The following is a 25,803-nucleotide window of genomic DNA, read 5'->3' on the forward strand; positions in this document are numbered from 1 at the left end:
GATATCGGAAACAGGGTCGCGCGCCTCATCGTGCGCTTGCTGATTCCAGTCTAAAGGCACATTCCGCCAGTCAAACGCGGGTACAACAAACCGTTGTGAGCCCCGGCAATATCACAGGCGGACGGTCAGATCGGGCCAGCGCTCCAGCCATCGTTTGTCGCGGATGCGGCGTTCGACCAGGTCGCGCGGCATGGTTGCGCCATCGACCGTCACCGGACGGACTATCAGATCGAGCAGGTCGGCGGAGCCGTAGCAGTAGAGAAAGGACAGCTTGCCGTTCTCGTCGAGTCTGATGGCAACGGCGGTGGCGGTTTCGGTCCAGTGGGCGATGCCTTCGGCCGTGGAGCGGAATGGGGCCACGCCGTCCTTGACGTGCATGCGGGCTTGGTTGCGAATCTCCCAGCAGGCGAACGGGAAACGTTCGTTCGCGCGGTCGCTTAAGGCCCAATCCGTTTCAGGCGCGGTATCAGAGGCATGGAAATACACCAGGTCCACGTCGCGAGGCCGGACCGGTTCATTGCCCTCCATGGCGTCCCAGACACGATTGCGCAGAAAGCCCGCGCCGATCCACCAGTCGGGGAGGCTCATCGCCTTCGCGGCCGCAAGCACCCGCATCATCCATCCATCAGCGGCGACCAATTGCCCGATATCCGCCTCGGATTCAGGGAACCGTCGCACCGGCAACGCCATCGGCACCCCACTTTCCGCTGTCTGACATACCGCTCGCATACACCATCAACACCGCATACGGTACCACGCCCGCGCCGCTGGTATCATCGTCAGACATGACTGCACACGGAACGGGAGCATACGGAGCGCACGACACCCCCGGGGGAACCGGGGCCGACGCCGTCGCCAGCGGGGCGCCGCGGCGCATCGCGATCATCGGATACAGCGGCGGCGGCAAATCGACGCTGGCCCGCGCGCTGGGCGAATCGTTGGGGCTGCCGGTATTGCACCTCGACGCGGTGCAGTTCCTGCCGGGCTGGCGGACGCGGCCGGTCGGCGAGCAGCGGTCCATGGTCGCCGAGTTCCTGGAACGGCATGACGCATGGGTGATCGACGGCAACTACTCCGATCTGTGCGAGCGGGAACGGCTCGCCTCGGCGGATCTCATCGTCATGCTGCTGTTCAACCGATTCGCCCGCCTGTGGCGCGTATGCAAACGGCTGCACGCCTATCGCGGCCGCTCCCGCCCCAGCATGGCGGCGGGATGCGAGGAGCGCCTCGACGCGGAATTCGTCTGGTGGGTCCTGCATCAGGGCTGCGACGCAAGCCACCGCAACCGCTATCGCGCCATCCGGCACCGCCATGCGTCGAAAACCGTGGTGATCCGCAATCAGCGGCAGCTCACCCGGTTCACGCAAGGCCTGTGCCGGCAGCAGCTCAGAACAGCTGCTCCTGCTGCTGCGGCAGCTTCGCGCTCATGAGCAGCAGGAAGCTGCGCGACAGGGCGGTGATCACGAATTCGGCCTCATAGTTCAGCTCTGGCCCGTCCGGATTATGCGTGTCGACGACCAGCTGCCACTTGCGCCCGTACTTCTCGTCGGGCAGCGTGAACATGATCGGCTCGTAGTGCGCGTTGAAGATGAGAATGAAGTCGTTGTCGACCATCTGCTTGCCGTACCAGTCGGTTTCGGGGATGTCCGACCCGTTGAGGTAGATCATCACCGAGAAGGCGTGCGTGTTCGACCAGTCGTCCATGTCCATGATGGAGCCGGTGTGATCGAACCATTCGACCTGCGGGATCTTCTCCGGCCCGTCGCCCTGCTCGCGCCCGGTGAAGAAGCGGCGCCGGTGCAGCACGGGATGCTCGAGCCGCAGGTGGATGAGCTTGGAGACGAACCTGAGCAGGTTCTTCTGCGATTCGTCCAGCTCCCAGTTCGTCCACGAGATCTCGTTGTCCTGACAGTAGGCGTTGTTGTTGCCCTGCTGGGTGCGCGCCACCTCGTCGCCGCCGCAGATCATCGGGATGCCCTGGCTGAACAGCAGCGTGGAGAACATGTTGCGCATCTGCCGTTCGCGCAGCTCCACCACGTCGGGGATCACGGTCGGCCCCTCGACGCCGCAGTTCCACGAGCGGTTGTTGCTTTCGCCGTCGCGGTTGCCCTCGCCGTTGGCGTCGTTGTGCTTCTCGTTGTAGCTGACCAGATCGTTCATGGTGAAGCCGTCGTGCGCGGTGATGAAGTTCACCGAGGCGACCGGGCGGCGCCCGTTCATCTGGTACAGGTCGGAGCTGCCCATGAGGCGGCTCGCGAATTCGGGCAGCGTGGACGGCTGCGAGCGCCAGAAGTCGCGCACGCAGTCGCGGTAGCGCCCGTTCCATTCGGACCAGCTGGACGGGAATCCGCCGACCTGGTAGCCGCCGGAACCGAGATCCCACGGTTCGGCGATGAGCTTGACGCGGGAGATGACCGGGTCCTGCTCGACGATGTCGAAGAACGCGGACAGCTTGTCGACCTCCTGGAACTGGCGGGCCAGCGTGGCGGCCAGATCGAAGCGGAAGCCGTCGACGTGCATCTCGGTCACCCAGTAGCGCAGCGAGTCGGTGATCAGCTGCAGGGCGTGCGGCGAGCGCATGAGCAGCGAGTTGCCGGTGCCGGTCGTATCGAAATAGTGCCGCTGGTCGTTGTCGACCAGACGGTAGTAGGCCTTGTTGTCGATGCCCTTGAAGCTGAGCATGGGCCCGCGGTTGTTGCCCTCGGCCGTATGGTTGTACACCACGTCGAGGATGACCTCGATGCCGGCGCGGTGGTAGGCCTTGACCATCGACTTGAATTCGTTGACCTGCTCGCCGCGCTCGCCCGAGCTGGAGTAGGCGTTGTGCGGGGCGAAGAAGCCGATCGTGTTGTAGCCCCAGTAGTTGCTCAGCCCCTTTTCCTGCAGGAACGAGTCGTTGACGAACTGGTGGATCGGCATGAGCTCGATCGCGGTGATGCCGAGCTTCTTGAGGTATTCGATGACGGACGGGTAGGCGAGGCCGGCGTAGGTGCCGCGGATGTCGGGCGGCACGTCCTGGTTGAGGTTGGTCATGCCGCGCACGTGCGCCTCGTAGATCACCGAATCATGGTAGGGGATGTTGGGGTGCTGGTCGTTGCCCCAGTCGAAATACGGGTTGACGACCACGGATTTCATCGTGTGGGCCGCCGAGTCGAGGTCGTTCATCGCCGTGATGCTGTCCGGGGACTTGAACCAGTAGGAGAACAGGCTCTCGTCGCCGTCGATGTTGCCTTCGATGGCCTTGGCGTAGGGGTCGAGCAGCAGCTTGTTCGGGTTGCAGCGCAGGCCCCGGTCGGGGTCGAACGGGCCGTACACGCGGTAGCCGTAGCGCTGCCCCGGCTGGAGCCCGGGAATGTAGTTGTGCCATACGTAGGAGTTCTGTTCGGTCATCGCGACACGGGTCTCGTTATCGTTATCGTCGAACAGGCACAGCTCGACTTTCTCGGCGACTTGGGAGAACAATGCGAAATTCACGCCGGCGCCGTCATAGCTGGCTCCCAGCGGATACATCGAACCTGGTCTGATCTGCATAGCTACCAGTATCTCACGTCGGTGTGTACTTTCGTGACATGTTGCGCGAGGTTTCTTCGCCGACGAATCGCGCCGGGTGTTGTCGGGGCTGGGGTCTACGGGCGACGGACGCCGTGGTCCCGCCCCTTGCGGCGCCCCGCGTTCAGCCGGCCGCCGCGCGTCGTCCATGTTCCCTTCATGTGCGATTCACCGCCGCGAGACGTCGGCCAGACCGTCCCCGCCTCCTACCGCTCCGTCAGCCGGCGGATGCGCTCGTGCTGGATCGCGATGATCGAGTTCGACGCGGTGATCGGCAGCGCGAGCAGCTCGTCCCATCCGACCCATGCGGACTCGACATGCTCGTCCGCGTCGAAATGGCGCGGCGTATGCGTGTACCGGGACAGATGCAGGACCATGATGTGCGCGAGCTCGTCGGTCATGCCCTCCGACGAGTAGTAGTCGCCGACGTGGTCGACGGTCAGGTCGGCGTCGCCGACCGGCTCTACCCCGGTCTCCTCGGCGAGTTCGCGCAGCGCCGCCTGGCGCACGCTTTCGCCCTCGTCCATGAGCCCGGCCGGCAGCCCGTAGGCGAACAGGTCGGAGCCGACGCGGTACTCCCGTTCGATCAGGTAGCGGTCGGCGGCCACGTCGTGCACGAGCATGACGACGCAGGGCGCGTGGCGCAGCACCTGCCGGCGGATCTCGACGGCGTCGCCGCCCTTGGTGCGCAGCGCGATCGTCATGTCCTCCACGGTGAAGATGGCGCCGCGGTAGACGGTGCTGCGCGCGCGGACCTCGACCGGCGCGTCCATGTCGATGTCGTCGGCCGTGTCCCGTTCGTGCTCGTGCATGCGTATCGATGGCGCGTTCATCCGCCGCTCCCCCTCATCCGTCGTTCCTTCGTCCATTCGCCCGCCTCGCCGCGGTCACCGGCCGGCGCCGGACGGCGCGATGGTCAGGTTCCACGGATCCGTGTTCATGCGGATCCGCTCGGCGGCGGGCCGCTCGCCGGTCGCCGCCTCGATCGCCCGGGGCACGTCCTCGAGCGCATAGTCGAACCACAGCGATTCGATGGCGGAGTGCGGCGTGTTGACGAGCAGCGGGCGCACGCGCGCGTCGCCCGAGCCGATCATGATGCCGTCCGCGCGCATCCTCGCCTCGTAGCGCGCCTGCTCGATCGCGTCGGTGGCCGGATGGTGGCGCAGGTCGCTGGTCACGTACACGTCGACGCCGGCGGCGCGCACCTCGTCGAACAGCGAATCGCCGGAGCCGGGCAGCACGGCCACGGTCTCGACCATCTGGCCGAGCGGTCCGCACGCCTGCACTCCAAGCTCGGTATGCGGCAGCACCTCGGCCACGCGGCGCGCGAACGCCTCGAAGGGCATCGCCCCGGGCAGCCGCCCGACACGCCCGAGCCCCGCCTCGTGCCCGGCCGCAGCGGCGGATTCGTCGCGGATCGGCACCAGCGGATGCTGGTCGATCAGGCCGAACCGGTCGGCGGCCGCCTGCCCGACGCCGCGATAGGCCGCGTCGGCGTTCGTGTGGCCGACCCACAGCGCGCAGTCGTTGCGGTACAGGGTGCGCACGATGTCGCCGCGCACGCCCGCCCCGGACACCTGATGCACGGAACGAAACAGCAGCGGATGGTGGCACACCAGCAGGTCGGCGCCGCGCGCGACCGCCTCGCCGACCACGGCGGCGGTCGGGTCGGCGGCGAACGCGATGCGCGTGACCGGCGCCGCCAGATCGCCGACGATCAGCCCGGGTTCGTCCCACTCCTCCGCGTAGCGCAGCGGGTACAGGGTCTCCAGCACGTCGACGGCCTGCTTGAGCGTGGTCATACGGTTCTCCTTACGGGTTGTGCTGACGGCGAAACGGCGGGGTCGGCCGGCCATCAGTGCGCGGCGAGCTGCCAGTCGTCGCCGAGGCCGGTGGACACGTCGAGCGGCACGGACAGGTCGACCGCGTGCTCCATGGCGTCGGCCACCAGCGCGCCGACCTGCTCGGCCTCGCCGGGGGCGATCTCCACCACGAGTTCGTCGTGGATCTGCAGGATGATGCGGCTGGCGGCGCCGGCCCCGCGCAGCGCCTGCTCGGCGCGGACCATCGCGATCTTCATGATGTCGGCGGCCGAACCCTGGATCGGCGCGTTGAGCGCGGCGCGTTCGGCGGCCTCACGCACGTTGCGGTTCGGCGAGCCGAGCCCCGGGAAGTAGCGGCGCCGGCCGAACATCGTCTCCGTGTAGCCCTGCCTGCGCGCGTCGGCCACCAAGGATTCGAGGTAGTCGTGCACCTTGCCGAAGGTGGCGAAGTACTTGCTTTTGAGCACGTCGGCCTGCGTCGGGCTGATCTTGAGCTGCTGCGCGAGGCCATAGGTGCTCAGGCCGTAGGCGAGGCCGTAGCTCATCGCCTTGACGTGGCTGCGCTGGTCGGCGCTGATCTGGTCCACGGGCACGCCGTAGACCAGCGAGGCCACGTACTTGTGGAAATCGGCGCCGGAACGGAACGCCTCGATGAGCGCCTCGTCGCCGGAGCGGTCGGCCATGATGCGCAGCTCGACCTGCGAATAGTCGCAGCTGAGCAGTGAGACGTAGCCGTCGCCGGGCACGAACGCCGAGCGGATCTCCCGGCCGGCCGCGTTGCGGTTGGGGATGTTCTGCAGGTTCGGGTCGACCGAACTCAGGCGCCCGGTCGCCGCCACGGTCTGTTCGAAGGTGGTGTGGATGCGCCCGTCCGCGGGATTGGTCGCGTCGATGAGCGTCTGGACGATCTGCTTGAGCTTGTTGGTCTCGCGGTGCCGCAGCAGCGCGCCAAGGAAGCCGCTGGCGCGCTCGTCGTCCGCGTATCTGACGTACAGGTCCTGCAGCACGGAGGCGTTGGTCGTGTACGAGCCGGATTTCGTGCGCTTGGTCGGCTTGAGCCCCAGATCCTCGAACAGCACCTTCTGCAGCTGCTTGGGGCTCTGCAGGTTCACGCGGCTGCCGGCCGCGTCCCACGCCATCTCCTGGGCCTGGCGCGCGCCGGCGGAGAACTGGTCGCGCATGTCGACGAGTCGCTGGCCGTCGACCTGCGCACCGGCGCTTTCCATGCCGCCCAGCACGCGGGACACCGGCAGCTCGATCGTCTCGAGCAGGTGGAACTGCTCGCGGCGGCGCAGCATGGGCGTCAGCGTGTCGGCCAGCGCGCGCACGATCGCGATATGCGACAGCATCGGCCCGTGGAGGTCGTCGTCCGAACCGCTCGCGGCGTCGTTCTCGTCCAGGTCGAGCAGCCCCTGCGTCGCATGCTGCTCCTCCTCGATATGCAGGTCGAGGAAATGCGCGGCCGCCTGCTCGAGCGTGTCCGCGTGGAAGTCGGGGTGCGCGAGGTAGCCGGCGAGCTTGGTGTCGAACAGGGGCAGGCCCATGGTCAGGCCGCCGGCCGCCAGCAGGTGCAGGTGCTCCTTGTAGCCGTGCACGATCGCCGTGGCGTGGCAGCGGTCGAGCAGGCGCTGCAGCGATTCGGCGGTCCGCTCGTCGAACGGCGCCTCGACCAGCAGCGCGTGGCCGCCGGACAGCAGCATCAGCCGCGACAGCGAGGCGCGCCCCGGTCGGGCGTCGCCGCGGGCCAGCAATACCCACGAACGCGCCATCAGGCCGTCGGACCGGGATGCGCCGGCGTCGGCCGCCGCGTCCTTCCCGTCCCGGGCGTCGGGCTCGGGAGCGCGATCCGCCATATGGCGACCGATCCACTCCTCCAGGTCCTCGGCGCCGCCGGCGACGGTCAGCTCGGGCATGGCGAGCGCGTTGTCCGGCGCGTCGTCCCGGAATTCGCCGCCGCCCTGCGCCGGCGTGAGCTCCGGTCGCTGGCCGCCGTTGAAGGATTTGAGCACCTTGGAGCGCGTGCGCTTGCCGAATTCGAGCGTCTTGAACAGGCGGTCGACCTCGTCGGCGTCGAAGGCGCCGTAGGTCAGGTCGTCCACGTCCACGCCAAGGTCGATGTCGCGCACCAGCGCGTTGACCTTGCGGTTGAGGCGCACCTGGTCGATGTTGGCGCGCAGGGCCTCGCCCTTCTTGCCGCCGATCTCGTCGGCGTGCGCGATGATGCCGTCGAGGCCGCCGTACTGGTTGATCCACTTGGCGGCGAACCCGTCGCCGACGCCCGGCACGCCGGGGATGTTGTCGGCCGTCTCGCCGCGCAGCGCGGCCAGATCCGGGTACTGGGCGGGCGCCACATGGTATTTCTCCTCGACGGCCTGCGGCGTCATGTGCTTGAGGTCCTTGAAATGGTGCCCCGGATACAGCACGGTGACGTTGTCGTCGATCAGCTGGAAGGCGTCGCGGTCGCCGGACAGCACCAGCGTGCGGTAGCCGGCCCGGTCGCCCAGCGTGGCGAGCGTGCCGATCACGTCGTCGCCCTCATAGCCGGGCTTTTCGATATAGGTCACGCCGAGGGCCTTGAGCATGCGCTGGATCAGCGGCAGCTGGGTGAGCAGCTCCTCGGGCGCCGCCTCGCGCGTGCCCTTGTACTGGGGCAGCATCTGGTTGCGGAAGGTGCCGCCCTTGACGTCGAACGCCACGGCGAGACGGTCGGGCCGCTCCGCGTCGATGACCTGGGACAGCATGGTCGCGAAACCCCACACCGCGTTCGTGGCCTGGCCGGCCTCGGTGCTGAAGTTTTCGACGGGAAGAGCGAAAAAAGCGCGGAACGCCAGCGAGTGGCCGTCAACGACCAGCAGCGTTCCGCGCGAATCGGATGCGTTTGCGGACTCAGTCATCGGTGCTTTCCGGCTTGGGATCACCGTACTTGGCGATGATGGCCATGGCCAGACGCTTCTTCGGGATGCGCTGATCCATCGAGGTCTTCTGGATCCAGCGGAAGGCGCCCTGCTCGGAGAAGTCTGCCTTATCCATGAGCAGGCCCTTAGCGCGGTCGACCAGCTTGCGCTCCTCGAGCGTGTCCTCGGCCTTCTTGAGCTGCTCCTCGGTCTTCTTGAGCTGCTCCTGGGCGTCGCGCAGCTTGTTCTCGCTGCGCTCGACGTTGTCGAGCAGGTCGTTGATCTCGGCGAAGCGGCCCATCGCGACTTCCAGCGCCGGCAGCAGCTTGGACTCCTCGTACGGCTTGGTCACATACGCCATGGCACCGGCGCCGGTGGCCTGCTTGACCAGATCGGGCTGGGAGAACGCGGTGAGCATGACCACCGGGGCGATGTTCTCGTCGCAGATCACGCCTGCGGCGGCGATGCCGTCCATGCGCGGCATCTTGACGTCCATGCACACGACGTCGGGACGGAACTTGCGGGTCAGCTCGACGGCCTCCTCGCCATTGGCCGCCTCGCCGACGACCTGATAGCCGTTGTCCTCGAGCATGGCGACCAGGTCCATGCGGTTGACGGATTCGTCCTCGGCCACGACGACGGTGCGGACGCGGTTCTCATCCTGCGTCTCGCCGGCCGGCTCGGCCTCGGCAGCCGGATCCTCACCCTGGGCCGCCGCCTTCAGCTCATCTTCCGTCAACACCGCTTCCAACGCCTCCGGTGCTTCCGAGGTGTTTTTCCTTGCAGTCATGCCAGCCTCTTTCATCCATGCGCCAGCCTTCGCAGGCCCCAACGCCCGACCTTTGTGTACAAACTTTCATTGCGAGTCGTTCGGGCGGGACGGCGTCCCGCTCCTCACCGCGTGCCCTCGGTGGGACTCGAACCCACACTGCGCAGATTTTGAGGCTGCTTCCTCTACCAATTGGGATACGAGGGCTTTTGATGCACCTACGGAAGAATAGCACACGATCGAGGATCTGGCGAACATCTCCACTTTCAGCGTGGCGCGGCTTGCGCCCGGCTCCGCGTCACGGAGGGCCCCGGTGTCGGTTTAGGGCGCGTTTCCTTCGGCTCGCCGGCGAAAAACACCGGAACGGGAACATACCCACCCTAGAATAAAAGGTAGTTCATTATCGCCAACAAGGAGGCAGATTCATGAGCACCAATGAGACGTACCGCCGGTTCGACCCCTGGCGCGTGTCCCCCGTCCGGGAGGAATCCCGCCATCAGATCGTCGAGAGCCACTATTTCAACGTCGATCGCGTGGCCTTCTCCTCGCCGCAGGTCGGCCAGTTCGAGCGCTACATCCTGCATGAGAACAACGGCGACACGGTCGGCGTGCTGGCGCTGACCGACGACGGCCGGATCCCGTTCATCGAGCAGTACCGCGTCCCGACCCACCGCTGGACGCTGGAAATCCCGGCCGGGCACGCCAACGCCCCCAGCGAGAAGCCTTTGGACGTGGCCGTCCGCAAGCTGCGCGAGGAGGCCGGGTACGAGGCCAAGAAGTTCACCCAGTTCTCGCGGTTCATCAACACGCCGAGCTTCTCCTCGCAGCATACGGCCCTGTTCGCGGCGACCGGGCTCACCCCGACGAGCCGCGGCGATTTCGGCCCGGAAACGCCGCGCTCCGACGTGCGCCTGCTCACCACGGACGAGGCCTACGAGATGGTGGTCAACGGCACGATCATCGACGCGAAGTCGATCATCGCGGTGTTGCGCCTGAGGTGCGCGCCGGATCATCTGTTCGACGAGGTCTGACGGCCCGGGCGGGCAGGCGGGGCCGGAGCCGGCCACGGTGCCCGTCCGCGCATGATGCCGCCGCACATGCATCAAACATAATCAAGGAGGGGCGTCGCGCATTCGCGCGGCGCCCCTCCTTGCATCGACGTTCCGACCGGCGTGCCGATCAGCGGTGCGGCCGGGCCGGAACCGGCCGGTCGCACCGCCTGCGGATCACGCGGATCGAATCGCTCGGGTCACTCGTTGTTGCCGACCGTGTGCACGTAGATCGTGTCGGTGCTGCCGGCGGCGTGCTCGCCCTGAGCGGAGCTCAGCACGACGATCTTGTCGCCATCGGAGACCTTGCCAGCTTCCTTGAGGACCTTGTCGGTGAAGGTCATGAGGTCGCGGCGGGTCTTGTCGTGGTAGTCCTCGCTGAGCAGGAACGCCTCGGTGCCCCAGGACAGAGCCAGCCAGTGGTAGGTGTGCTCGTTGTTGGTCAGGCCGTAGATCGGGGCGGCCGGGCGCTCGCGGGACACGCGGTGCACGGTGTTGCCGGTCTGGGTGTAGGCGACGATGGCCTTGGCGTTGAGCTTGTCGGCCAGGTCCACGGCGGCGGAGGAGACGGCGCCGGTGGAGGACATGTCGAGGTTCTTGAGCTCCGGGATGCGGTCGAAGCCGTGGTCGGTGGCGTAGCCGGAGATGCGGGACATGGTGTCCACGGTGACGTCCGGGTACTTGCCGACGGCGGTCTCGTTGGAGGTCATGGTGGCGTCGGCGCCGTCGAGGACGGCGTTGGCGCAGTCGGAAGCCTCGGCGCGGGTCGGCACCGGGGAGTTGACCATGGAGCCGAGGACCTCGGTGGCCACGATGACCGGCTTGGCGTACTGACGGGCCAGCTCAATGATGCGCTTGGTGGCCAGCGGGACCTCTTCCAGCGGGCACTCGACGGCCATGTCGCCACGGGCGGCCATGACGCCGTCGAAGGCCTTCACGATGTCCTCGAGGTTCTCCAGGGCCTGCGGCTTCTCGATCTTGGCGACGATCGGGATGCGGCGGCCTTCCTCGTCCATGATCTCGTGGGCGCGGTCGATGTCGGTGGCGAAACGCACGAAGGACATGGCGATGATGTCGGCGCCGGTGCGGATGGCCCAGCGCAGGTCGGCCTCGTCCTTCTCGGTCAGGGCGGGCAGGCTCACGGCGACGCCCGGCAGGTTGATGCCCTTGTGGGAGGACACGGGGCCGGCCACGACGACCTTGGTGTGCACGTTGTTTCCCTCGACCTCGGTGACCTCAAGACGGACCTTGCCGTCGTCGATCAGGATCGGGTCGCCCGGGTGGCAATCGCCCGGCAGGCCCTTGAAGGTGGTGGAGGTGATGTGCTCGTCGCCCTCGACGTCGTCGGTGGTGATGACGAACTCCTGGCCCAGCTTGAGCTGGACCTTGTCCTCACCCTCGGCGTTCTTCTTGAACCAGCCGCAGCGGATCTTCGGTCCCTGCAGGTCGACCAGGGCGGCCACGTTGCGGCCCGTCTCCTTGCCGGCCTTGCGCACGTTGTTGTACACGCGCAGGTGATCCTCGGGGGTGCCGTGGGAGCGGTTCAGACGAGCGACGTCCATACCGGCTTCGACGAGCTTCAGGAGCTCGTCGTAATCCTCGCTAGCGGGACCGATGGTATCTACGATCTTGGCTTTACGCATGAATGCCTGCCTATTCTTATCTTGTACACCCGGACCTGACGGCCCGGCTTCCACGGCATAGTCTACTAGCTTGGCCCCAACTTCTCCAGTACGGAACGGGGTGTGTTGTGAGCGCTAACAATTATGTCGGGAAAAGGATTACCGTTTATTTCCCGCCGATCAGCGCGCAGCGTCGGACGACGATTCGATCGCACGCATCTTCAACACGCTCGCGATCGCCGCGGTGCCCAGCGACACGATGATCACGGCCAGCGACAACCAGGTCGGCACCTCGGGGACCCATTCGATCGGGTGCCCCCCGTTGAGGAACGGCAGGGAATTGCCGTGCAGCGCCTCCATGATCAGCTTGATGCCGATGAACCCGAGCACCACGGACAGGCCAAGCGGCAGATAGACGAGCTTGTCGAGCAGCGCGCCGAGCAGGAAGTAGAGCTGCTGCAAGCCGAGCAGCGCGAAGACGTTCGACGTGAACACGATGAACGGATCCTTGGTCAGGCCGAAGATGGCGGGGATCGAATCGAAGGCGAACATCACGTCGGTGGTGCCGATCGCGAGGAACACGACCAGCATCGGGGTGAAGTACTTGACGCCGTTCTTCACCGTGCGCAGCTTCTCACCGTCGTACTCGTCGGAGATCTTCATCACCTTGCGCAGGGCCTTGATGATGCCGTTCTCGTGGTATTCCTCGTCATCGTCGCCGCCCGCGACGAGCTTGACGGCGGTGACGATGAGGAACACGCCGAAGATGAAGAAGATCCAGGTGAAGCGCTCGATCAGGGCCGCGCCGATGAGGATGAAGATGCCGCGCAGGATCAGCGCCACGGTGATGCCGACCGACAGCACGTACTTCTGCAGGACCTTCGGCACGGCGAAGTTCGACATGATGATGACGAAGACGAACAGGTTGTCCACGCTCAGCGAGTATTCGGTGAGCCAGCCGGAATAGAATTCCACGGCCGGCTTGGAGCCGGCGACCGCCCAGATCAGGCCGCCGAAGATCAGCGCCGTCACCACGAAGAACGCGATGTGCTGCACGCATTCCTTGGTGGTCGGCACATGCGGCTTGCGCCCGATGACGAACAGATCGACGATGAAGAATGCGGCGAGTACCACAAAAGTGGCGATCATAAAAGCAACAGGGGTTTCAGACATGGCTCCCAGCATAGAAACAGGCGCTGACGCCGGTAGGAGCCGCCGCCCCGTTGGCGGAAGCGAAATATGCCTGGATTGGCAGAGTCATCAAGAGGGGTCTTGATCTCGGATGGCCGGCGGGGTTGCTCCCCTCAGTCCGCTCTGCGGACAGCTCCCCTCAGAGAGGGGAGCCGGCTGCGGCGACGGCGGCGCGGAGGCGTGCGCGACGCTACCGCTGCTCGCTGCTCGCTGCTACGGAGGCTCACTTATTCGCCTCCGCATCACATGCGACGCTCGCGACGCTACCGCTGCTCGCTGCTACGGAGGCTCACTTATTCGCCTCCGTCATTTGACGGAGTTCTTTTTTGAGGTCTCGGATCTCGTCGCGCAGGCGGGCGGCGAGCTCGAACTGGAGCTGTTCGGCGGCGGTGTGCATCTGCTCGCTCATCTGGCGGATCAGATCGGCCAGATCCTGTGCGGGCAGACCGGCCTTGAGGATCTCCTCGTGCCGCTTGTCGGCCTCGTCCTTGTCGAGGCTCGGCACGCCAAGATGCGTGTTGCCCGCCTTGCCGGCGTTGCGGTAGCCGCCGGCCAGCAGGGTCTGCGTGTCGACGTCCTCCTTGGCGAGCATGTCGTTGACGTCGCTGATCTTTTTGATCAGCGGCTTGGGGTCGATGCCGTGCTCCTTGTTGTAGGCGATCTGCTTGTCGCGGCGGCGTTCGGTCTCGTCGATGGCCTTGTGCATCGCGTCGGTCATCTCGTCGGCGTACATGAGCACGGTGCCCGACACGTTGCGGGCGGCGCGGCCGATCGTCTGGATGAGCGAACGGTAGGAGCGCAGGAAGCCCTCCTTGTCGGCGTCGAGGATCGCCACCAGCGACACCTCCGGCAGATCCAGGCCCTCGCGCAGCAGGTTGATGCCCACGATCACGTCGATCTTGCCCTCGCGCAGCTCGCGCAGCAGCTCGACGCGCCGCAGCGTGTCGACATCGGAATGCAGGTACTCGACCTTGATGCCTCGCTCGAGCAGATAGTCGGTCAGATCCTCGGCCATCTTCTTGGTGAGCGTGGTGACCAGCGTGCGCTCGTCCCTGGCGACGCGGTCCTTGATCTCGGCGAGCAGATCGTCGATCTGCCCCTCGGTCGGGCGTACCTCGATCTTCGGATCGACCAGACCGGTCGGCCTGATGATCTGCTCGACGACCCCGTCGGACAGGCCCAGCTCATAGTCGCCGGGCGTGGCGGACAGGTAGACGGTCTGCCCGACGCGGTCGAGGAATTCCGGCCATTTGAGCGGCCGGTTGTCCATCGCCGAGGGCAGCCGGAAGCCGAAGTCGACGAGCGTGCGCTTTCGGGAGGCATCCCCCTCGTACATCGCGCCGATCTGGGGCACGGTGACATGGGACTCGTCGATGACCAACAGAAAATCGTCGGGGAAGAAGTCGAGCAGCGTATGCGGCGGTGTACCGGCCGCACGACCGTCGAAGTGCCGCGAATAGTTCTCCACGCCCGAGCACACGCCCACCTGGGAGAGCATCTCCAGATCGTAGGTGGTGCGCATGGTCAGGCGCTGCGCCTCCAGCTCCTTGCCCTGCTTGCGCAGTTCGGCCACGCGCTGGTCCAGCTCGGCCTGGATGGTCTTCAGCGCGCGTTCCATGCGCTCCGGCCCGGCCACATAGTGCGAGGCCGGGAAGATGTGCACTTCGCTCTCATGGTCGATCACATCGCCCGTCAGCGGGTGCAGGGTGGAGATGCGGTCGATCTCGTCGCCGAAGAACTCGATGCGGATCGCCAACTCCTCGTATACGGGGATGATCTCGACGGTGTCGCCGCGCACGCGGAAGGTGCCGCGCGTGAACGCGATGTCGTTGCGCTTGTACTGCATGGCGACGAACTGGCGCAGCAGCTGGTCGCGCTCGATCTGCTGACCCTCCTTGAGGAAGAGCATGCGCCCCGCGTATTCCTCCGGCGTGCCCAGGCCATAGATGCACGAGACGGTGGCCACGACCACGCAGTCGCGCCGCGTGAGCAGGTTGGCGGTGGCGGCATGGCGCAGGCGCTCCACATCGTCGTTGATGTTCGAGTCCTTCTCGATGTAGGTGTCGGTCTGCGGGATGTACGCCTCCGGCTGGTAGTAGTCGTAGTAGGACACGAAATAGCTGACCGCGTTGTCGGGCATGAGCTCGCGGAACTCGGCGCACAGCTGCGCGGCAAGGGTCTTGTTCGGCTCGATGATGAGCGTGGGCCGCTGCAGCCGCTCGATCAGCCATGCGGTGGTGGCGGTCTTGCCGGTGCCGGTGGCGCCCATGAGCACCACGTCGTTCTCGCCGTTCTCGATGCGCGTGGCGAGCTCCTCGATGGCCTGCGGCTGGTCACCGGAGGGCCGATACGGCGACTTGACGACGAAAGGTTTGTTCGTCCGCTCGATGTTGAATCCCATCATTACTCCTTCCAGCTTGCATATAGCCTATCAACCACATCGAACATTTGTTCGATCGGCTGTGTCGAATCGATCACGACGTCCGCGATCGCCCGGCGCTCGGACTCGCTGGATTGGTGCCGGATCCGGCCTACGGCCTGCTCGAGGCTCATGCCCCGCTCCCCCGTCATGCGCGCGATCCGCACGTCCTCGGGAGCCTCGACCGTCACAATATGGTCGAATCGGAACGGGATCACATCGATCACCTCCGCCAGCAACGGCACGTCGTGCACCACGATCGGCGTGCCATGGTCCGCGGCCTCGCGCTCCAGACGGGCCGCCGCCTCGTAGATCAGCGGATGCTCGATCGCGTCCAGCCGCTCCCGCGCGCCGGCCGGCGCGGACGCGCCGAACACATGCCCGGCCATCCACGCGCGGTCAAGGCTCCCGTCCCCGCGCAACGCGTCCGGACCGAACGCGGCGGCGATACGCCGCAGACCGACGCCGCCGGGGGCCACGACCTCGCGGGCCAGCTCGTCGTAGCCGATCACGCATGCGCCCAAGGCGCCCAACCGCGCCGCCACCGTGCTTTTGCCCGCGGCGATCCCGCCGGTCAGCCCAACTCTCATCATCACAGCCACCATACTACGAAAAAAGGATCCCGGCCTGCGATTGCAGACCGGGATCCTTGCGATCATCCGCGCCGGTCACCCGGCGCGATCATCATGCTTCCCGTGCGGGAGGGACGCTCACTTGCCGAGCAGCTGGTCGCGCAGGGCGGCGAGCTGATCGGAATCGGCGAGGGTACCGGTGGAAGAGGAATCGGAGGAGTAGTTGGACACCTCTTCGACCTTCTCTTCCTTCGGGGCCTGTCCGTCCTCGGCGGCGGAAGCGGCGGCGTTCTCGAGCTCCTTGGCCACGAACGCCTTGTGCTGCTCCCACAGGTCGTGGGCGGCCGCGTACTGGGACTCCCACTCCTCGCGCTGCTTCTCGAAGCCGGCGATCCACTCGTTGGTGTTCGGATCGAAGCCTTCGGGGTACTTGTAGTTGCCGTCCTCGTCGTACTCGGCCGGCATGCCGTACAGCGCCGGATCGAAGTCCTCGGAAGCCGGGTCGACGGAGTCGTTGGCCTGCTTGAGGGACAGGGAGATGCGGCGACGGTCGAGATCGACGTCGATGACCTTGACGAAGACCTCTTCGCCGGGCTTGACGACGGTCTCCGGGTTCTCCACGTGGCGGTTGGCCAGCTCGGAGATGTGCACCAGGCCCTCGATGCCGTCCTCGACGGAGATGAACACGCCGAACTGGACGATCTTGGTGACCTTGCCCTTGACGATCTGGCCGGGGACGTGGGTGCGGGCGAAGCGCTGCCACGGATCCTCCTGGGTCGCCTTCAGGGACAGGGAGATGCGCTCGCGGTCCAGATCGACGTCGAGCACCTCGACGGTGACCTTGTCGCCGACCTTGACGACCTCGGACGGGTGGTCGATGTGCTTCCAGGACAGCTCGGAGACGTGGATCAGGCCGTCAACGCCACCGAGATCGACGAACGCGCCGAAGTTGACGATGGAGGACACGACACCCTCGCGGATCTGGCCCTTCTTGAGCTGCGAGAGGAAGGTCTCGCGCACTTCGGACTGGGTCTCCTCGAGGTACTGGCGACGGGACAGGACCACGTTGTTGCGGTTCTTGTCGAGCTCCAGGATCTTGGCCTTGATCTTCTGGCCGATGTACGGGGACAGGTCGCGCACGCGACGCATCTCGACGAGGGAAGCCGGCAGGAAGCCGCGCAGACCGATGTCCACGATGAGGCCGCCCTTGACGGCTTCGATGACGGTGCCCTCGACGACGCCGTCGGCATCCTTGATCTTCTCGATGTCGCCCCAGGCGCGCTCGTACTGGGCGCGCTTCTTGGACAGGATCAGACGGCCTTCCTTGTCTTCCTTGGTGACGACAAGGGCCTCGATGGTGTCGCCGACCTCGACGACCTCGTCAGGATCGACGTCCTTCTTGATGGAAAGTTCGCGGGAGGGGATCACACCCTCGGTCTTGTAGCCGATGTCGAGCAGAACCTCGTCATGATCGACCTTGACGACGGTGCCCTCAACCAGATCACCATCATCGAAGTTCTTGATGGTGGAATCGACTGCCTTGATGAAGTCCTCCTCAGTGCCGATATCGTTGATCGCGACCTTGGTGACTTCGTTGTTGTTCTCTGCCATTAATGTGGTTTCTTCAATAAATATGGATGGATAAAATCGTTATTCAGTTATGACGCGCATACTTGCGCACACGCAATGTTCAACAATACCGGCAACCATGCCCAAAACGATTATAGGAATCCGGGCGTGTCGCGCCCGGATACTGTCACATCACCGAGGGGCCCCACCCCCTCGGCGTCGCCTACCGGCAGCCCACCGGGCTACCGGCTACACGGCTCCGTGGGCGTGTCGCGCCCGGATTCCTTAGGGGCGCATTCAGACGAGACGGCGTTCGGCCATTTCCACTACGTTGGCGAGCAGCATGGCCCGGGTCATCGGGCCGACGCCGCCCGGATTCGGCGAGTAGGCGTAGGCCTTGTCGTAGCAGGCCTTGTCGATGTCGCCCTTGATGCGGTAGCGACCGGCCTCCTCGTCGAAGACGCGCGAGACGCCGACGTCGACGAGCACGGCCCCCTCGCGCACCATGTCAGGCGTGACGAATCCGGCGGAGCCCATGGCGGCGACGATCACGTCGGCGCGGCGCGCGTGCTCGGCGATGTCGCGCGTGCCGGTGTGGCACAGGGTCACGGTCGCGTTGACCTCCTTGCGGCTCAGCAGCAGGCCGATCGTGCGCCCGATCGTGATGCCGCGCCCGAGCACGCACACTTCCTTGCCGTTCAGGTCGATGCCGTAGGCGTTCAGCAGTTCCAGCACGCCGCGGGGCGTGCACGGCAGCGGCGTGGCGATGTCCCCGCGCACGTGCAGCACGAGTTCGCCCAGATTGTACGGGTGCATGCCGTCCGCGTCCTTGGCCGGGTCGATCAGCCCGATGATCGCGTTCTCGTCGATGCCCGCCGGCAACGGCAGCTGCACGATATAGCCGGTGCAGGCCGGATCGTCGTTGAGCGAGCGAACTGCCTCGGCGATGTCGTCGAAGCCCGCGTCGGCGGGCAGCTCGCGCTTGATCGAACGGATGCCGACCTGGGCGCAGTCGGCGTGCTTGCCGGCTACGTACTTGACCGATCCGGGATCGGACCCGACCAGCAGCGTCCCCAACCCCGGTTCGACGCCCGCGTCGCGCAGTCGCCGTACGCGTGCGGTCAGATCCGCCTTGATGGTCGCGGCAGTCTGCTTGCCGTCGAGTTTGATGGTCATGTGCGTCCTTCCCCGTGTCGATGTCATTCCTCGTAGCGTTAGGCTATCGTGGATGCAGGTCAAAAGGATATCCGACACCGCGATATCCGGCACCGTTCGCGACTGCGATGGAGAAGACATTATGCGTATCAGGGGAACTCACATGGCGCGGGCCGTTGCGGCCGTCGCCGCAGCCGGACTCATGCTGGTCACCGGCGCCTGCGGCGCGTCGAAGGCCGGCACCGAGCCCGCCCAGCCAAGCGAGCCGGCGCAGCAGGGGCCGATCGAGGTGGTCGCCTCGATCAACCAGTGGGGTTCCCTGGCCGAGCAGATCGGCGGCGACGACGTCACGGTCACGTCGATCCTGAGCAGCACGACCGTGGACGCGCATGACTTCGAGCCGAAGACCTCGGATATGGCCGCGATCGCGAAGGCCGCCATCGTCGTGTCGAACGGCGCCGGCTACGACGCATGGGCCACCAAAAACGTCTCCAAGAACGCCGTCACCGTGTCGGCGGCGCAGACCGTCGGCGCCATGGAGGGCGACAACCCGCACCTGTGGTTCTCGAAGGACGCGCGAACCGGCATGGCCAAGGAGCTGGTGAACGCCTTCTCCAAGGCGTTGCCCGCCAAGAAGAAGGCGTTCTCCAAGCGCTACGACGCCTGGCTCAAGCGCGAGCAGGCCATCGAGGACAAAATGGCCGCATTCGCCAAGGACCACGCCAATCCGACGTACGCGGCCACGGAGGCCGTCGCCTACTACCTCATGTCGGATATGGGATTCAAGGACCTGACCCCGGAGGGCTACGCCGCGTCCACGGCCTCCGAGGGCGAGCCGGCACCGGCCGACCTGCAGGCGTTCCAGAAACTGGTCGAGGGGCGCAGCGTCGACCTGCTGGTCAACAACACGCAGGAGGCGTCGGACGCCACCAATCTGATCACGGGAACCGCCGGCCGCTCCGAGGTGCCCGTGTTCGACGTCAGCGAACAGATGCCCAAGGACAAGACCGATCTCACCGATTGGATCGACTCGATGGTCGACGCGATCGACGGCATCTTCGACGAGCGAGACGCTCAGTCCTGCGAGGACGCGTCCACGTCGGACGGCTCGGCTGACTCGGGCGACTCGAACGGCAAGGATGGCAAGGGCTCCTCGGACGGCACCGCCGACAAAGACGCATCCGGCCCATCCGACACCAAGGGCGACGGCGTGGCGCAGTGCCAGACCGACAAGACGGGCGACGCCGGCAAGGCGGACGACTCCGATAAGGCGGGCAAGACGGATGGTGGCTCCGCAACGACCACCGGCGGCGCCGCCGACACGCCCTCCGACCCGGGCAAGTAACCGCATACACGCCTCATGCGTCAAACCATCGCGCGCCTTCGGCGCATTGCGCCATCGCGCATGCCCAGGTGATCTCGCGCATGCCCCGTTTTTGGCATGCCGAAACAGACGTTCTGCCGTTTGGCATGCCCAAATGCCCGAAATAGGCCTCGATTCCGGACATTTCAGCATGTCAAACGGCAGAACGGGCATTTGGGCATGCCAGTCGGCGGCACGCGGAGGAGCATGGGCGCCCTGCACCCGCCTACACCCGCCGACACCCGCCTGCACACCGCCTCTAAATGAGAATGATTGTCAACCTTATTTGCCATAATCCTTGGCGTACATCGCCGCGAACGCGGCAGAACGACAGGGACGAAAACATATGACGGACTTGAACAACGGCACCGCCGCGGACTGCATCGTCTTCCGCGACGCCGCGGTATCGCGCGGCGGGCGCATCATCTGGCAGCATGGCACCTTCGCCATCCCCTCGGGGTCGGTGACCGCGATCGTCGGCACGAACGGCACCGGCAAGACCACGATGATGAAGGCCGAACTGGGGCTGATCCCCGCCGCGGCCGGCTCCATCCAGGTGCTCGGCCGCCCGGCCGGGGAATCCAACCGGCAGATCGGCTACGTGCCGCAGAGCTACACCTCCGACATCGACTCGAATCTGACCGCCGAGCAGTCGGTGCTGCTGGGCCTGACCGGCACCCGGTTCGGCATCCATCCGGTCACGCGCGAGCAGCGGGCCAAGGCGTACGAGGCCATGCGCTTCACCGGCATCGACGACAAGGCGCACTACCGGCTGTCCGAACTGTCCGGCGGCCTGCGCCAGCGCGTCGCCATCGCGCAGGCGCTCGTGTCCGATCCGAAGCTGCTCATGCTCGACGAACCGCTCGCCAACCTCGACCTGGCCAGCCAGCGCGCCACCGTGCACGTGCTCGCCCGGCTCAACAAGGAACTCGGCATGACGATCCAGGTGGTGGCGCACGACCTGAACATGCTGCTGCCGATCCTGACCGGCGCGGTCTACCTGTTGGACGGGCACCCGCACTACGCCGCGATGAACCAGGTGCTCGACTCGCAGCTGCTCACGCACCTGTACGGCACGAAGGTGCAGGTGGTCACCACGCCGCAGGGCGACATGTTCGTCACGCCGACGCCGGACGAGACGGCGCAGACCGATCAGGACACGCACGACCCGTCGGAGGTCGCCCTGTTCCACCAGCACGGCCACCACGACGGGACGCAGGATACGCATGACGGCCGCCGGGACGGCGACCGGGAAGGAAGGAACGCGCGATGAACACCGTTCGATTCTCATTCGACCCCCAGTGGATGGAGACGCTGTCGGCCCCGTTCATGACCAACGCGTTCCTCGCCGGACTGTGCATCGCGCTGGCCGCCGGCGTGATGGGATATTTCACGATCGCCCGGCACTCCACGTTCGCCGCGCACGCGCTCGCGCACATCGGCCTGCCCGGCGCGACCGGCGCGGTGCTGCTCGGCCTGCCCGTATCGGTCGGGCTCGGCGTGTTCGCGCTCGGCGGCGCGCTGGTGATCGGCGCGCTCGGCAAACGCGCCTCGCAGCGCGAGATCGCGACGGGCACCGTGCTGGCCTTCGCCACCGGTCTCGGCCTGTTCTTCGCGCGCCTGTCCACCTCCGCATCCCAGCAGATGCAATCGATCCTCTTCGGCTCGATCCTGACCATCACCACCGGGCAGATCATCGGTTTCGCCGTCTTCGACGTGATCCTGATCGCCGTGCTGGCGATCATCTACCGTCCGCTGCTGTTCAGCTCGGTCGACGAGCAGGTCGCGCAGGCCAAGGGCGTGCCGATCGGCGCCATGAACGTGGCGTTCATGGCGATCATGGCCGGCGTGATCACCATCGCCGTGCCGGCCGTCGGCACGCTGCTGATCTTCGCGCTGGTCATCACGCCGGCGGCGACGGCGAACATCCTGGCCGGCTCCCCGTTCAAGGCGATGGTCGTGGCCAGCGTGCTGTGCCTGATATCGATCTGGGGAGGCCTGGTGCTGTCGGCGATGTTCCCCGCTCCCCCGAGCTTCATCATCGTGACGCTTTCCACGCTGTTCTGGGCGCTCGCCAAGGCCGTGGAGGCCCTGCGCAAGCACTAGCGGCCTATTCCATCGATAACTAAGCACCTCGTATACCGCTCCGGGCAGTGCACGGGGTGCATGTTGTATATAGCGCCGAAGCCGTCGACGAAAGCCTCGCTGAAGCTGATCGGGACCGCAACGGTGAACATTCGACCACCCTCCGGCGCTACGCGCCACCTCCCGCCAGCGGGAGGATCCAAGGAATCGAGATCAGTCCGCTGACGGCGGGATCAGCACGGCAGGATCAGCGCCGTGGCGATGGCGGCGATGCCCTCGCCGCGGCCGGTGAAGCCCATGCCGTCGGTGGTGGTCGCGGTCAGCGAGACCGGGCATCCGACCGCATCGGACATCGCCGACGCGGCTTCGGCCCGGCGCGGGCCGATTTTCGGGCGATTGCCGATCAATGCGACGCTGGCGTTGGCCGGGGCGAACCCATGATCATGCAGATGCGAGACGGTGACCCGCAGCATATCGGCGCCATGACGGCCGGCGCCGGCGGAGTCGGCCCCCACGCCGAACAGCGAGCCGATATCCCCCAGACCTGAGCCCGACAGCAGCGCGTCGATCAGCGCATGGGCCGCCACGTCGCCGTCGGAGTCCCCCTCGATGCCCGTGCCGTCCCATGCCAGGCACGCCAGCCACAACGTCCTACCCGAGGAGGGATCGGCGAATCGATGCGCGTCGAACCCCTGCCCGACGCGCGGCAATGCGGTCGGCAATGCGGATGGCGCGGCGGACGGGGTCACTTGCGCTTGGACTTCTTGTGCTCGGCCTCGATGCGGGCGAGCGTGGCCGTCGCCGGCTCCTCGGGAGCCTTGGTGTGGTGCTTGTCGTCGCCCGGCTGGGGGTCGGCGTAGCCGAGGTTCACGTCGAGCAGTCGCTGCGCGTCCTCGTCGTCCAGCTTCTCGGACAGCGCGATCTCGGAGGTGAGGATGCTGCGCGCCTTGGTCAGCATGCGCTTCTCGCCGGCGGACAGGCCGTGCTCGTCGACGTCGCGCTGCGCGAGGTCGCGCACCACCTCGGCGATCTTGTTCACGTCGCCGGTCGCGATCTTCTCGACGTTCAGCTTGTAGCGGCGCGACCAGTTCATTTCCTTCTCGACGATCGGGGTGCGCAGGATCTCGAACACCTTCGCGACCTCGTTGGCGTCGACGATGTCGCGCACGCCGACCTTCTTGGCGTTCTCGACCGGAACGTTGATGACCAGCCCGTCGGAGGACAGCACGGACAGCTGCAGATACTCCCTGGTGACACCCTTCACTGTCCGTTCGGTGATGGCTTCAACCTTCGCCGCGCCGTGACGCGGATAGACCACCATATCGCCGACCTTGTAACCCATGAATCCTCCGTAAGAGCCTATACAAAACCCGAATAATTGTGCCATGCACCGTGGACTGACGAAAAATCCGGCGAAAAAACGGCGGCGCGACGCGCCAATGTACCCACATATCGCCCATAACGGCCTAGACTGCTGACTATGACTACACACACGAACATCAATGACGATACCGTTGCTGTCCCCGTCAACCAGGGCGACCTGGATGCGGTGAGCAACGCCTCCTTCTACAACCCCCATGAAGTGCTCGGCGGGCATCTGGGGACCGGCAAGCATCGGGACATGGTCACGATCCGTGTGCTTCGCCCCATGGCCAAGACCGTGACCATCGTCACCCAGAACGGCGAAACCCCGGCGACCCACGAATTCAATGGCGTCTTCGTGGCCGTCGTCCCCGCCGCCGAGGGCGAGGACGGGCCCTCCATCCCCGACTACCGCGTGCGCACCTCGTACGAGAACGGCACGACCGTGACCGAGGACGATCCGTACCGCTATCTGCCGACCATCGGCGAGATGGACACCTACCTGTTCGGCGAGGGCCGCCACGAGCGCCTCTGGGAGGCTCTTGGCGCGCATGTGCTGCGCTATGACGATCCGATGGGCGGCGCCGACGGCACGCCCGGCGAGCAGGTGGTCGGCACCGCGTTCACCGTGTGGGCGCCCAATGCCCACGCCGTGCGCGTGGTCGGCAACTTCAACTCCTGGGACGGCCGCCGCCACGCCATGCGCGAGATCGGCTCCTCGGGCGTGTGGGAGATCTTCATCCCCGGCGTGCAGGCCGGCGAGGTCTACAAGTACGAGATTCTCAACGCCAACTACGACTGGACGATGAAGGCCGACCCGATGGAACGCTCCCACGAGATCCCGCCGGCCACCGGCTCGATCGTCGTGGAATCCGCCCACGACTGGGACGACGGCGAGTGGATGGACCACCGCCGCGCCACCGACCCGCACGCCGGCCCCGTGAGCATCTATGAAGTGCACGCCGGCAGCTGGCGCAAGGACGTGTCCAACTACCACGAGCTCGCCGACAAGCTCGTGCCGTACGTCAAGTCCATGGGATTCACGCACGTCGAGTTCATGCCACTCGCGCAGCACCCGTTCTCCGGGTCGTGGGGCTACCAGGTCACCGGCTACTACGCCGTGGACTCCCGTCTCGGCTCGCCCGACCAGTTCAAGTACCTGATCGACCAGTTCCATCAGGCCGGCATCGGCGTGATCATGGACTGGGTGCCCGCGCACTTCCCGAAGGACGCGTTCGCCCTCGGCCGCTTCGACGGCACGCCGCTGTACGAGGATCCGGACCCGACCCGCGGCGAGCACCCCGACTGGGGCACCTACGTGTTCAACTTCGGCCGGCGCGAGGTGCGCAACTTCCTCGTGGCCAACGCCTGCTTCTGGATGGACGAGTACCACATCGACGCGCTGCGCGTGGACGCCGTCTCCTCGATGCTCTACCTCGACTACAGCCGCGAGCCCGGCCAGTGGCACCCGAACATCTACGGCGGGCGCGAGAACCTCGAGGCCATCGACTTCCTCAAGGAGGCGAACGCCACCGCGTACAAGAACAACCCCGGCGTCATGATGATCGCCGAGGAGTCGACCGCCTACCCGGGCATCACCGCGCCGACCAGCGCCGGCGGCCTCGGCTTCGGCCTCAAGTGGAACATGGGCTGGATGCACGACACCCTCGAGTACCTGCACGAGACCCCGATCAACCGCAAGTGGCACCACAACGAGATCACGTTCTCGATGGTGTACGCCTATTCGGAGCACTACGTGCTGCCGATCAGCCACGACGAGGTCGTGTACGGCAAGGGCTCGGTGTTCGGCAAGATGCCGGGCGACGACTGGCAGAAGTACGCCGGCGTGCGCTCCCTGTTCGCCTACCATTGGGCGCATCCGGGCAAGAACCTCTCGTTCATGGGCAACGAGGTCGCGCAGTGGGGCGAGTGGGACCACGACGGCTCCGTCGACTGGGCGGCCCTCGACTGGCCCGATCACCGCGGCGTGCAGCATATGGTCGCCGATCTCAACGACCTGTACAAGCGCTCCCCCGCCCTGTGGAGCCAGGACTTCGACCCGGCCGGCTTCCAGTGGCTGACCAGCGACGACGCCGACCACAACACGCTGAGCTTCGTGCGCATCGGCAAGGACGGCGAGCAGATGGTCGTCGTGGTCAACTTCTCCGGCGAGGCGTGGCAGGACTATCAGGTGCCGCTGCCTCAGGGCGGCAAGTGGCGCGAGGTGATGACCACCGACGACGCCAAGTACGGTGGGTCCGACATCCACAACGGCACCTTCGAAGCGGTCCCGGGCGAATACCATTCGCGCGATTGGTCCGCGAAACTCACCATTCCGGCGCTGGGGGCAGTATTCTTGGAACCGACAGACTGAAAGGCGG

At 66.0% G+C, this 25,803-nt stretch carries 20 protein-coding genes and 1 tRNA gene; 6 read left to right on the forward strand and 15 right to left on the reverse strand.

Annotated features, from left to right (window positions below):
- Positions 1-111 precede the first annotated feature (111 nt).
- Positions 112-690, reverse strand: a complete 579-nt coding sequence (locus tag BBSC_RS06855; protein WP_046726303.1) for a nucleotidyltransferase family protein — start codon at positions 688-690, stop codon at positions 112-114.
- A gap of 95 nt (positions 691-785) precedes the next feature.
- On the opposite strand from BBSC_RS06855, the gene BBSC_RS06860 reads away from it, so the two are divergent.
- On the forward strand, positions 786-1,430 hold the full coding sequence (locus BBSC_RS06860; protein ID WP_193349491.1) for a DNA topology modulation protein FlaR: 645 nt from the start codon (positions 786-788) through the stop codon (positions 1,428-1,430).
- Here BBSC_RS06860 and glgX read toward each other — a convergent pair.
- From glgX to BBSC_RS06890, 6 genes are all read right to left on the reverse strand, one after another.
- On the reverse strand, positions 1,387-3,531 hold the full coding sequence (glgX, locus tag BBSC_RS06865; protein ID WP_144414438.1) for a glycogen debranching protein GlgX: 2,145 nt from the start codon (positions 3,529-3,531) through the stop codon (positions 1,387-1,389). The genes BBSC_RS06860 and glgX overlap by 44 nt on opposite strands.
- A gap of 224 nt (positions 3,532-3,755) precedes the next feature.
- On the reverse strand, positions 3,756-4,322 hold the full coding sequence (locus tag BBSC_RS06870) for an NUDIX hydrolase (RefSeq protein WP_374042833.1): 567 nt from the start codon (positions 4,320-4,322) through the stop codon (positions 3,756-3,758).
- A 114-nt stretch (positions 4,323-4,436) separates the two neighbouring features.
- Positions 4,437-5,351, reverse strand: coding sequence for a Nif3-like dinuclear metal center hexameric protein (locus tag BBSC_RS06875; RefSeq protein ID WP_033517019.1), 915 nt, complete (start codon positions 5,349-5,351; stop codon positions 4,437-4,439).
- A gap of 53 nt (positions 5,352-5,404) precedes the next feature.
- Positions 5,405-8,266, reverse strand: coding sequence for a DNA polymerase I (gene polA, locus BBSC_RS06880; protein ID WP_033517021.1), 2,862 nt, complete (start codon positions 8,264-8,266; stop codon positions 5,405-5,407).
- Positions 8,259-9,056 (reverse strand): ANTAR domain-containing response regulator, encoded by a 798-nt coding sequence (locus BBSC_RS06885; RefSeq protein WP_033517023.1) that lies wholly within the window; start codon positions 9,054-9,056, stop codon positions 8,259-8,261. The genes polA and BBSC_RS06885 overlap by 8 nt, the downstream gene beginning before the upstream one ends.
- Positions 9,057-9,168: 112 nt before the next feature.
- Positions 9,169-9,242: transfer RNA gene (locus tag BBSC_RS06890), tRNA-Leu, on the reverse strand.
- Positions 9,243-9,460: 218 nt separating this feature from the next.
- Between BBSC_RS06890 and BBSC_RS06895 the strand changes: the two genes are divergently transcribed.
- A complete protein-coding gene (locus BBSC_RS06895) occupies positions 9,461-10,066 on the forward strand; it encodes an NUDIX domain-containing protein (RefSeq protein ID WP_033517025.1) in 606 nt (201 codons plus the stop codon).
- Between the two features lie 218 nt (positions 10,067-10,284).
- On the opposite strand, the gene pyk is transcribed toward BBSC_RS06895, so the two are convergent.
- From pyk to BBSC_RS06925, 6 genes are all read right to left on the reverse strand, one after another.
- Positions 10,285-11,727 (reverse strand): pyruvate kinase, encoded by a 1,443-nt coding sequence (gene pyk / locus BBSC_RS06900; protein ID WP_033517026.1) that lies wholly within the window; start codon positions 11,725-11,727, stop codon positions 10,285-10,287.
- 159 nt (positions 11,728-11,886) lie between these two features.
- Entirely contained in the window at positions 11,887-12,879 is a 993-nt protein-coding gene (locus tag BBSC_RS06905; protein ID WP_033517080.1) for a TerC family protein, read from the reverse strand.
- A gap of 307 nt (positions 12,880-13,186) precedes the next feature.
- Positions 13,187-15,298: an excinuclease ABC subunit UvrB gene (gene uvrB / locus BBSC_RS06910; RefSeq protein WP_033517028.1), complete on the reverse strand. Its 2,112-nt coding sequence runs from the start codon at positions 15,296-15,298 to the stop codon at positions 13,187-13,189.
- Between the two features lie 2 nt (positions 15,299-15,300).
- Positions 15,301-15,918 carry a dephospho-CoA kinase gene (gene coaE / locus BBSC_RS06915; protein WP_231649385.1) on the reverse strand — a complete coding sequence of 206 codons (618 nt, stop codon included), beginning with the start codon at positions 15,916-15,918 and terminating at the stop codon, positions 15,301-15,303.
- 108 nt (positions 15,919-16,026) lie between these two features.
- Entirely contained in the window at positions 16,027-17,499 is a 1,473-nt protein-coding gene (gene rpsA, locus BBSC_RS06920; RefSeq protein WP_033517030.1) for a 30S ribosomal protein S1, read from the reverse strand.
- 255 nt (positions 17,500-17,754) lie between these two features.
- Positions 17,755-18,633 (reverse strand): bifunctional methylenetetrahydrofolate dehydrogenase/methenyltetrahydrofolate cyclohydrolase, encoded by an 879-nt coding sequence (locus tag BBSC_RS06925; protein WP_033517032.1) that lies wholly within the window; start codon positions 18,631-18,633, stop codon positions 17,755-17,757.
- 121 nt (positions 18,634-18,754) lie between these two features.
- On the opposite strand from BBSC_RS06925, the gene BBSC_RS06930 reads away from it, so the two are divergent.
- The 3 genes from BBSC_RS06930 to BBSC_RS06940 all read left to right on the forward strand — a co-directional run bounded on the left by BBSC_RS06930 (position 18,755) and on the right by BBSC_RS06940 (position 22,081).
- Complete coding sequence (locus BBSC_RS06930) at positions 18,755-19,957, forward strand: metal ABC transporter solute-binding protein, Zn/Mn family (RefSeq protein ID WP_033517034.1); 1,203 nt, start codon at positions 18,755-18,757, stop codon at positions 19,955-19,957.
- Between the two features lie 364 nt (positions 19,958-20,321).
- Positions 20,322-21,248 (forward strand): ABC transporter ATP-binding protein, encoded by a 927-nt coding sequence (locus BBSC_RS06935; RefSeq protein ID WP_046726304.1) that lies wholly within the window; start codon positions 20,322-20,324, stop codon positions 21,246-21,248.
- Positions 21,245-22,081, forward strand: coding sequence for a metal ABC transporter permease (locus BBSC_RS06940; protein WP_033517036.1), 837 nt, complete (start codon positions 21,245-21,247; stop codon positions 22,079-22,081). The genes BBSC_RS06935 and BBSC_RS06940 overlap by 4 nt, the downstream gene beginning before the upstream one ends.
- 212 nt (positions 22,082-22,293) lie before the next feature.
- Here BBSC_RS06940 and ispF read toward each other — a convergent pair whose 3' ends face one another.
- Both ispF and BBSC_RS06950 read right to left on the reverse strand, forming a co-directional pair.
- Positions 22,294-22,809 carry a 2-C-methyl-D-erythritol 2,4-cyclodiphosphate synthase gene (ispF, locus tag BBSC_RS06945; protein ID WP_231649374.1) on the reverse strand — a complete coding sequence of 172 codons (516 nt, stop codon included), beginning with the start codon at positions 22,807-22,809 and terminating at the stop codon, positions 22,294-22,296.
- Entirely contained in the window at positions 22,806-23,402 is a 597-nt protein-coding gene (locus tag BBSC_RS06950; RefSeq protein ID WP_033517038.1) for a CarD family transcriptional regulator, read from the reverse strand. Before BBSC_RS06950 ends, ispF begins: the two co-directional genes overlap by 4 nt.
- A 138-nt stretch (positions 23,403-23,540) precedes the next feature.
- Here BBSC_RS06950 and glgB point away from each other — a divergent pair, with 138 nt between their 5' ends.
- A complete protein-coding gene (gene glgB, locus BBSC_RS06955; RefSeq protein ID WP_033517040.1) occupies positions 23,541-25,796 on the forward strand; it encodes a 1,4-alpha-glucan branching protein GlgB in 2,256 nt (751 codons plus the stop codon).
- Positions 25,797-25,803 lie beyond the last annotated feature (7 nt).

Source organism: Bifidobacterium scardovii JCM 12489 = DSM 13734 (assembly GCF_001042635.1).
Taxonomy (GTDB): Bacteria; Actinomycetota; Actinomycetes; order Actinomycetales; family Bifidobacteriaceae; genus Bifidobacterium; species Bifidobacterium scardovii.

Bases quoted from the DNA above. Each gene is read 5' to 3' on its own strand.
- BBSC_RS06855 (WP_046726303.1), bottom strand. From the start codon at position 690: ATGGCGTTGCCGGTGCGACGGTTCCCTGAATCCGAGGCGGATATCGGG.
- BBSC_RS06860 (WP_193349491.1), top strand. From the start codon at position 786: ATGACTGCACACGGAACGGGAGCATACGGAGCGCACGACACCCCCGGG.
- glgX (WP_144414438.1), bottom strand. From the start codon at position 3,531: ATGCAGATCAGACCAGGTTCGATGTATCCGCTGGGAGCCAGCTATGAC.
- BBSC_RS06870 (WP_374042833.1), bottom strand. From the start codon at position 4,322: ATGGACGCGCCGGTCGAGGTCCGCGCGCGCAGCACCGTCTACCGCGGC.
- BBSC_RS06875 (WP_033517019.1), bottom strand. From the start codon at position 5,351: ATGACCACGCTCAAGCAGGCCGTCGACGTGCTGGAGACCCTGTACCCG.
- polA (WP_033517021.1), bottom strand. From the start codon at position 8,266: ATGACTGAGTCCGCAAACGCATCCGATTCGCGCGGAACGCTGCTGGTC.
- BBSC_RS06885 (WP_033517023.1), bottom strand. From the start codon at position 9,056: ATGACTGCAAGGAAAAACACCTCGGAAGCACCGGAGGCGTTGGAAGCG.
- BBSC_RS06895 (WP_033517025.1), top strand. From the start codon at position 9,461: ATGAGCACCAATGAGACGTACCGCCGGTTCGACCCCTGGCGCGTGTCC.
- pyk (WP_033517026.1), bottom strand. From the start codon at position 11,727: ATGCGTAAAGCCAAGATCGTAGATACCATCGGTCCCGCTAGCGAGGAT.
- BBSC_RS06905 (WP_033517080.1), bottom strand. From the start codon at position 12,879: ATGTCTGAAACCCCTGTTGCTTTTATGATCGCCACTTTTGTGGTACTC.
- uvrB (WP_033517028.1), bottom strand. From the start codon at position 15,298: ATGGGATTCAACATCGAGCGGACGAACAAACCTTTCGTCGTCAAGTCG.
- rpsA (WP_033517030.1), bottom strand. From the start codon at position 17,499: ATGGCAGAGAACAACAACGAAGTCACCAAGGTCGCGATCAACGATATC.
- BBSC_RS06925 (WP_033517032.1), bottom strand. From the start codon at position 18,633: ATGACCATCAAACTCGACGGCAAGCAGACTGCCGCGACCATCAAGGCG.
- BBSC_RS06930 (WP_033517034.1), top strand. From the start codon at position 18,755: ATGCGTATCAGGGGAACTCACATGGCGCGGGCCGTTGCGGCCGTCGCC.
- BBSC_RS06935 (WP_046726304.1), top strand. From the start codon at position 20,322: ATGACGGACTTGAACAACGGCACCGCCGCGGACTGCATCGTCTTCCGC.
- BBSC_RS06940 (WP_033517036.1), top strand. From the start codon at position 21,245: ATGAACACCGTTCGATTCTCATTCGACCCCCAGTGGATGGAGACGCTG.
- BBSC_RS06950 (WP_033517038.1), bottom strand. From the start codon at position 23,402: ATGGGTTACAAGGTCGGCGATATGGTGGTCTATCCGCGTCACGGCGCG.
- glgB (WP_033517040.1), top strand. From the start codon at position 23,541: ATGACTACACACACGAACATCAATGACGATACCGTTGCTGTCCCCGTC.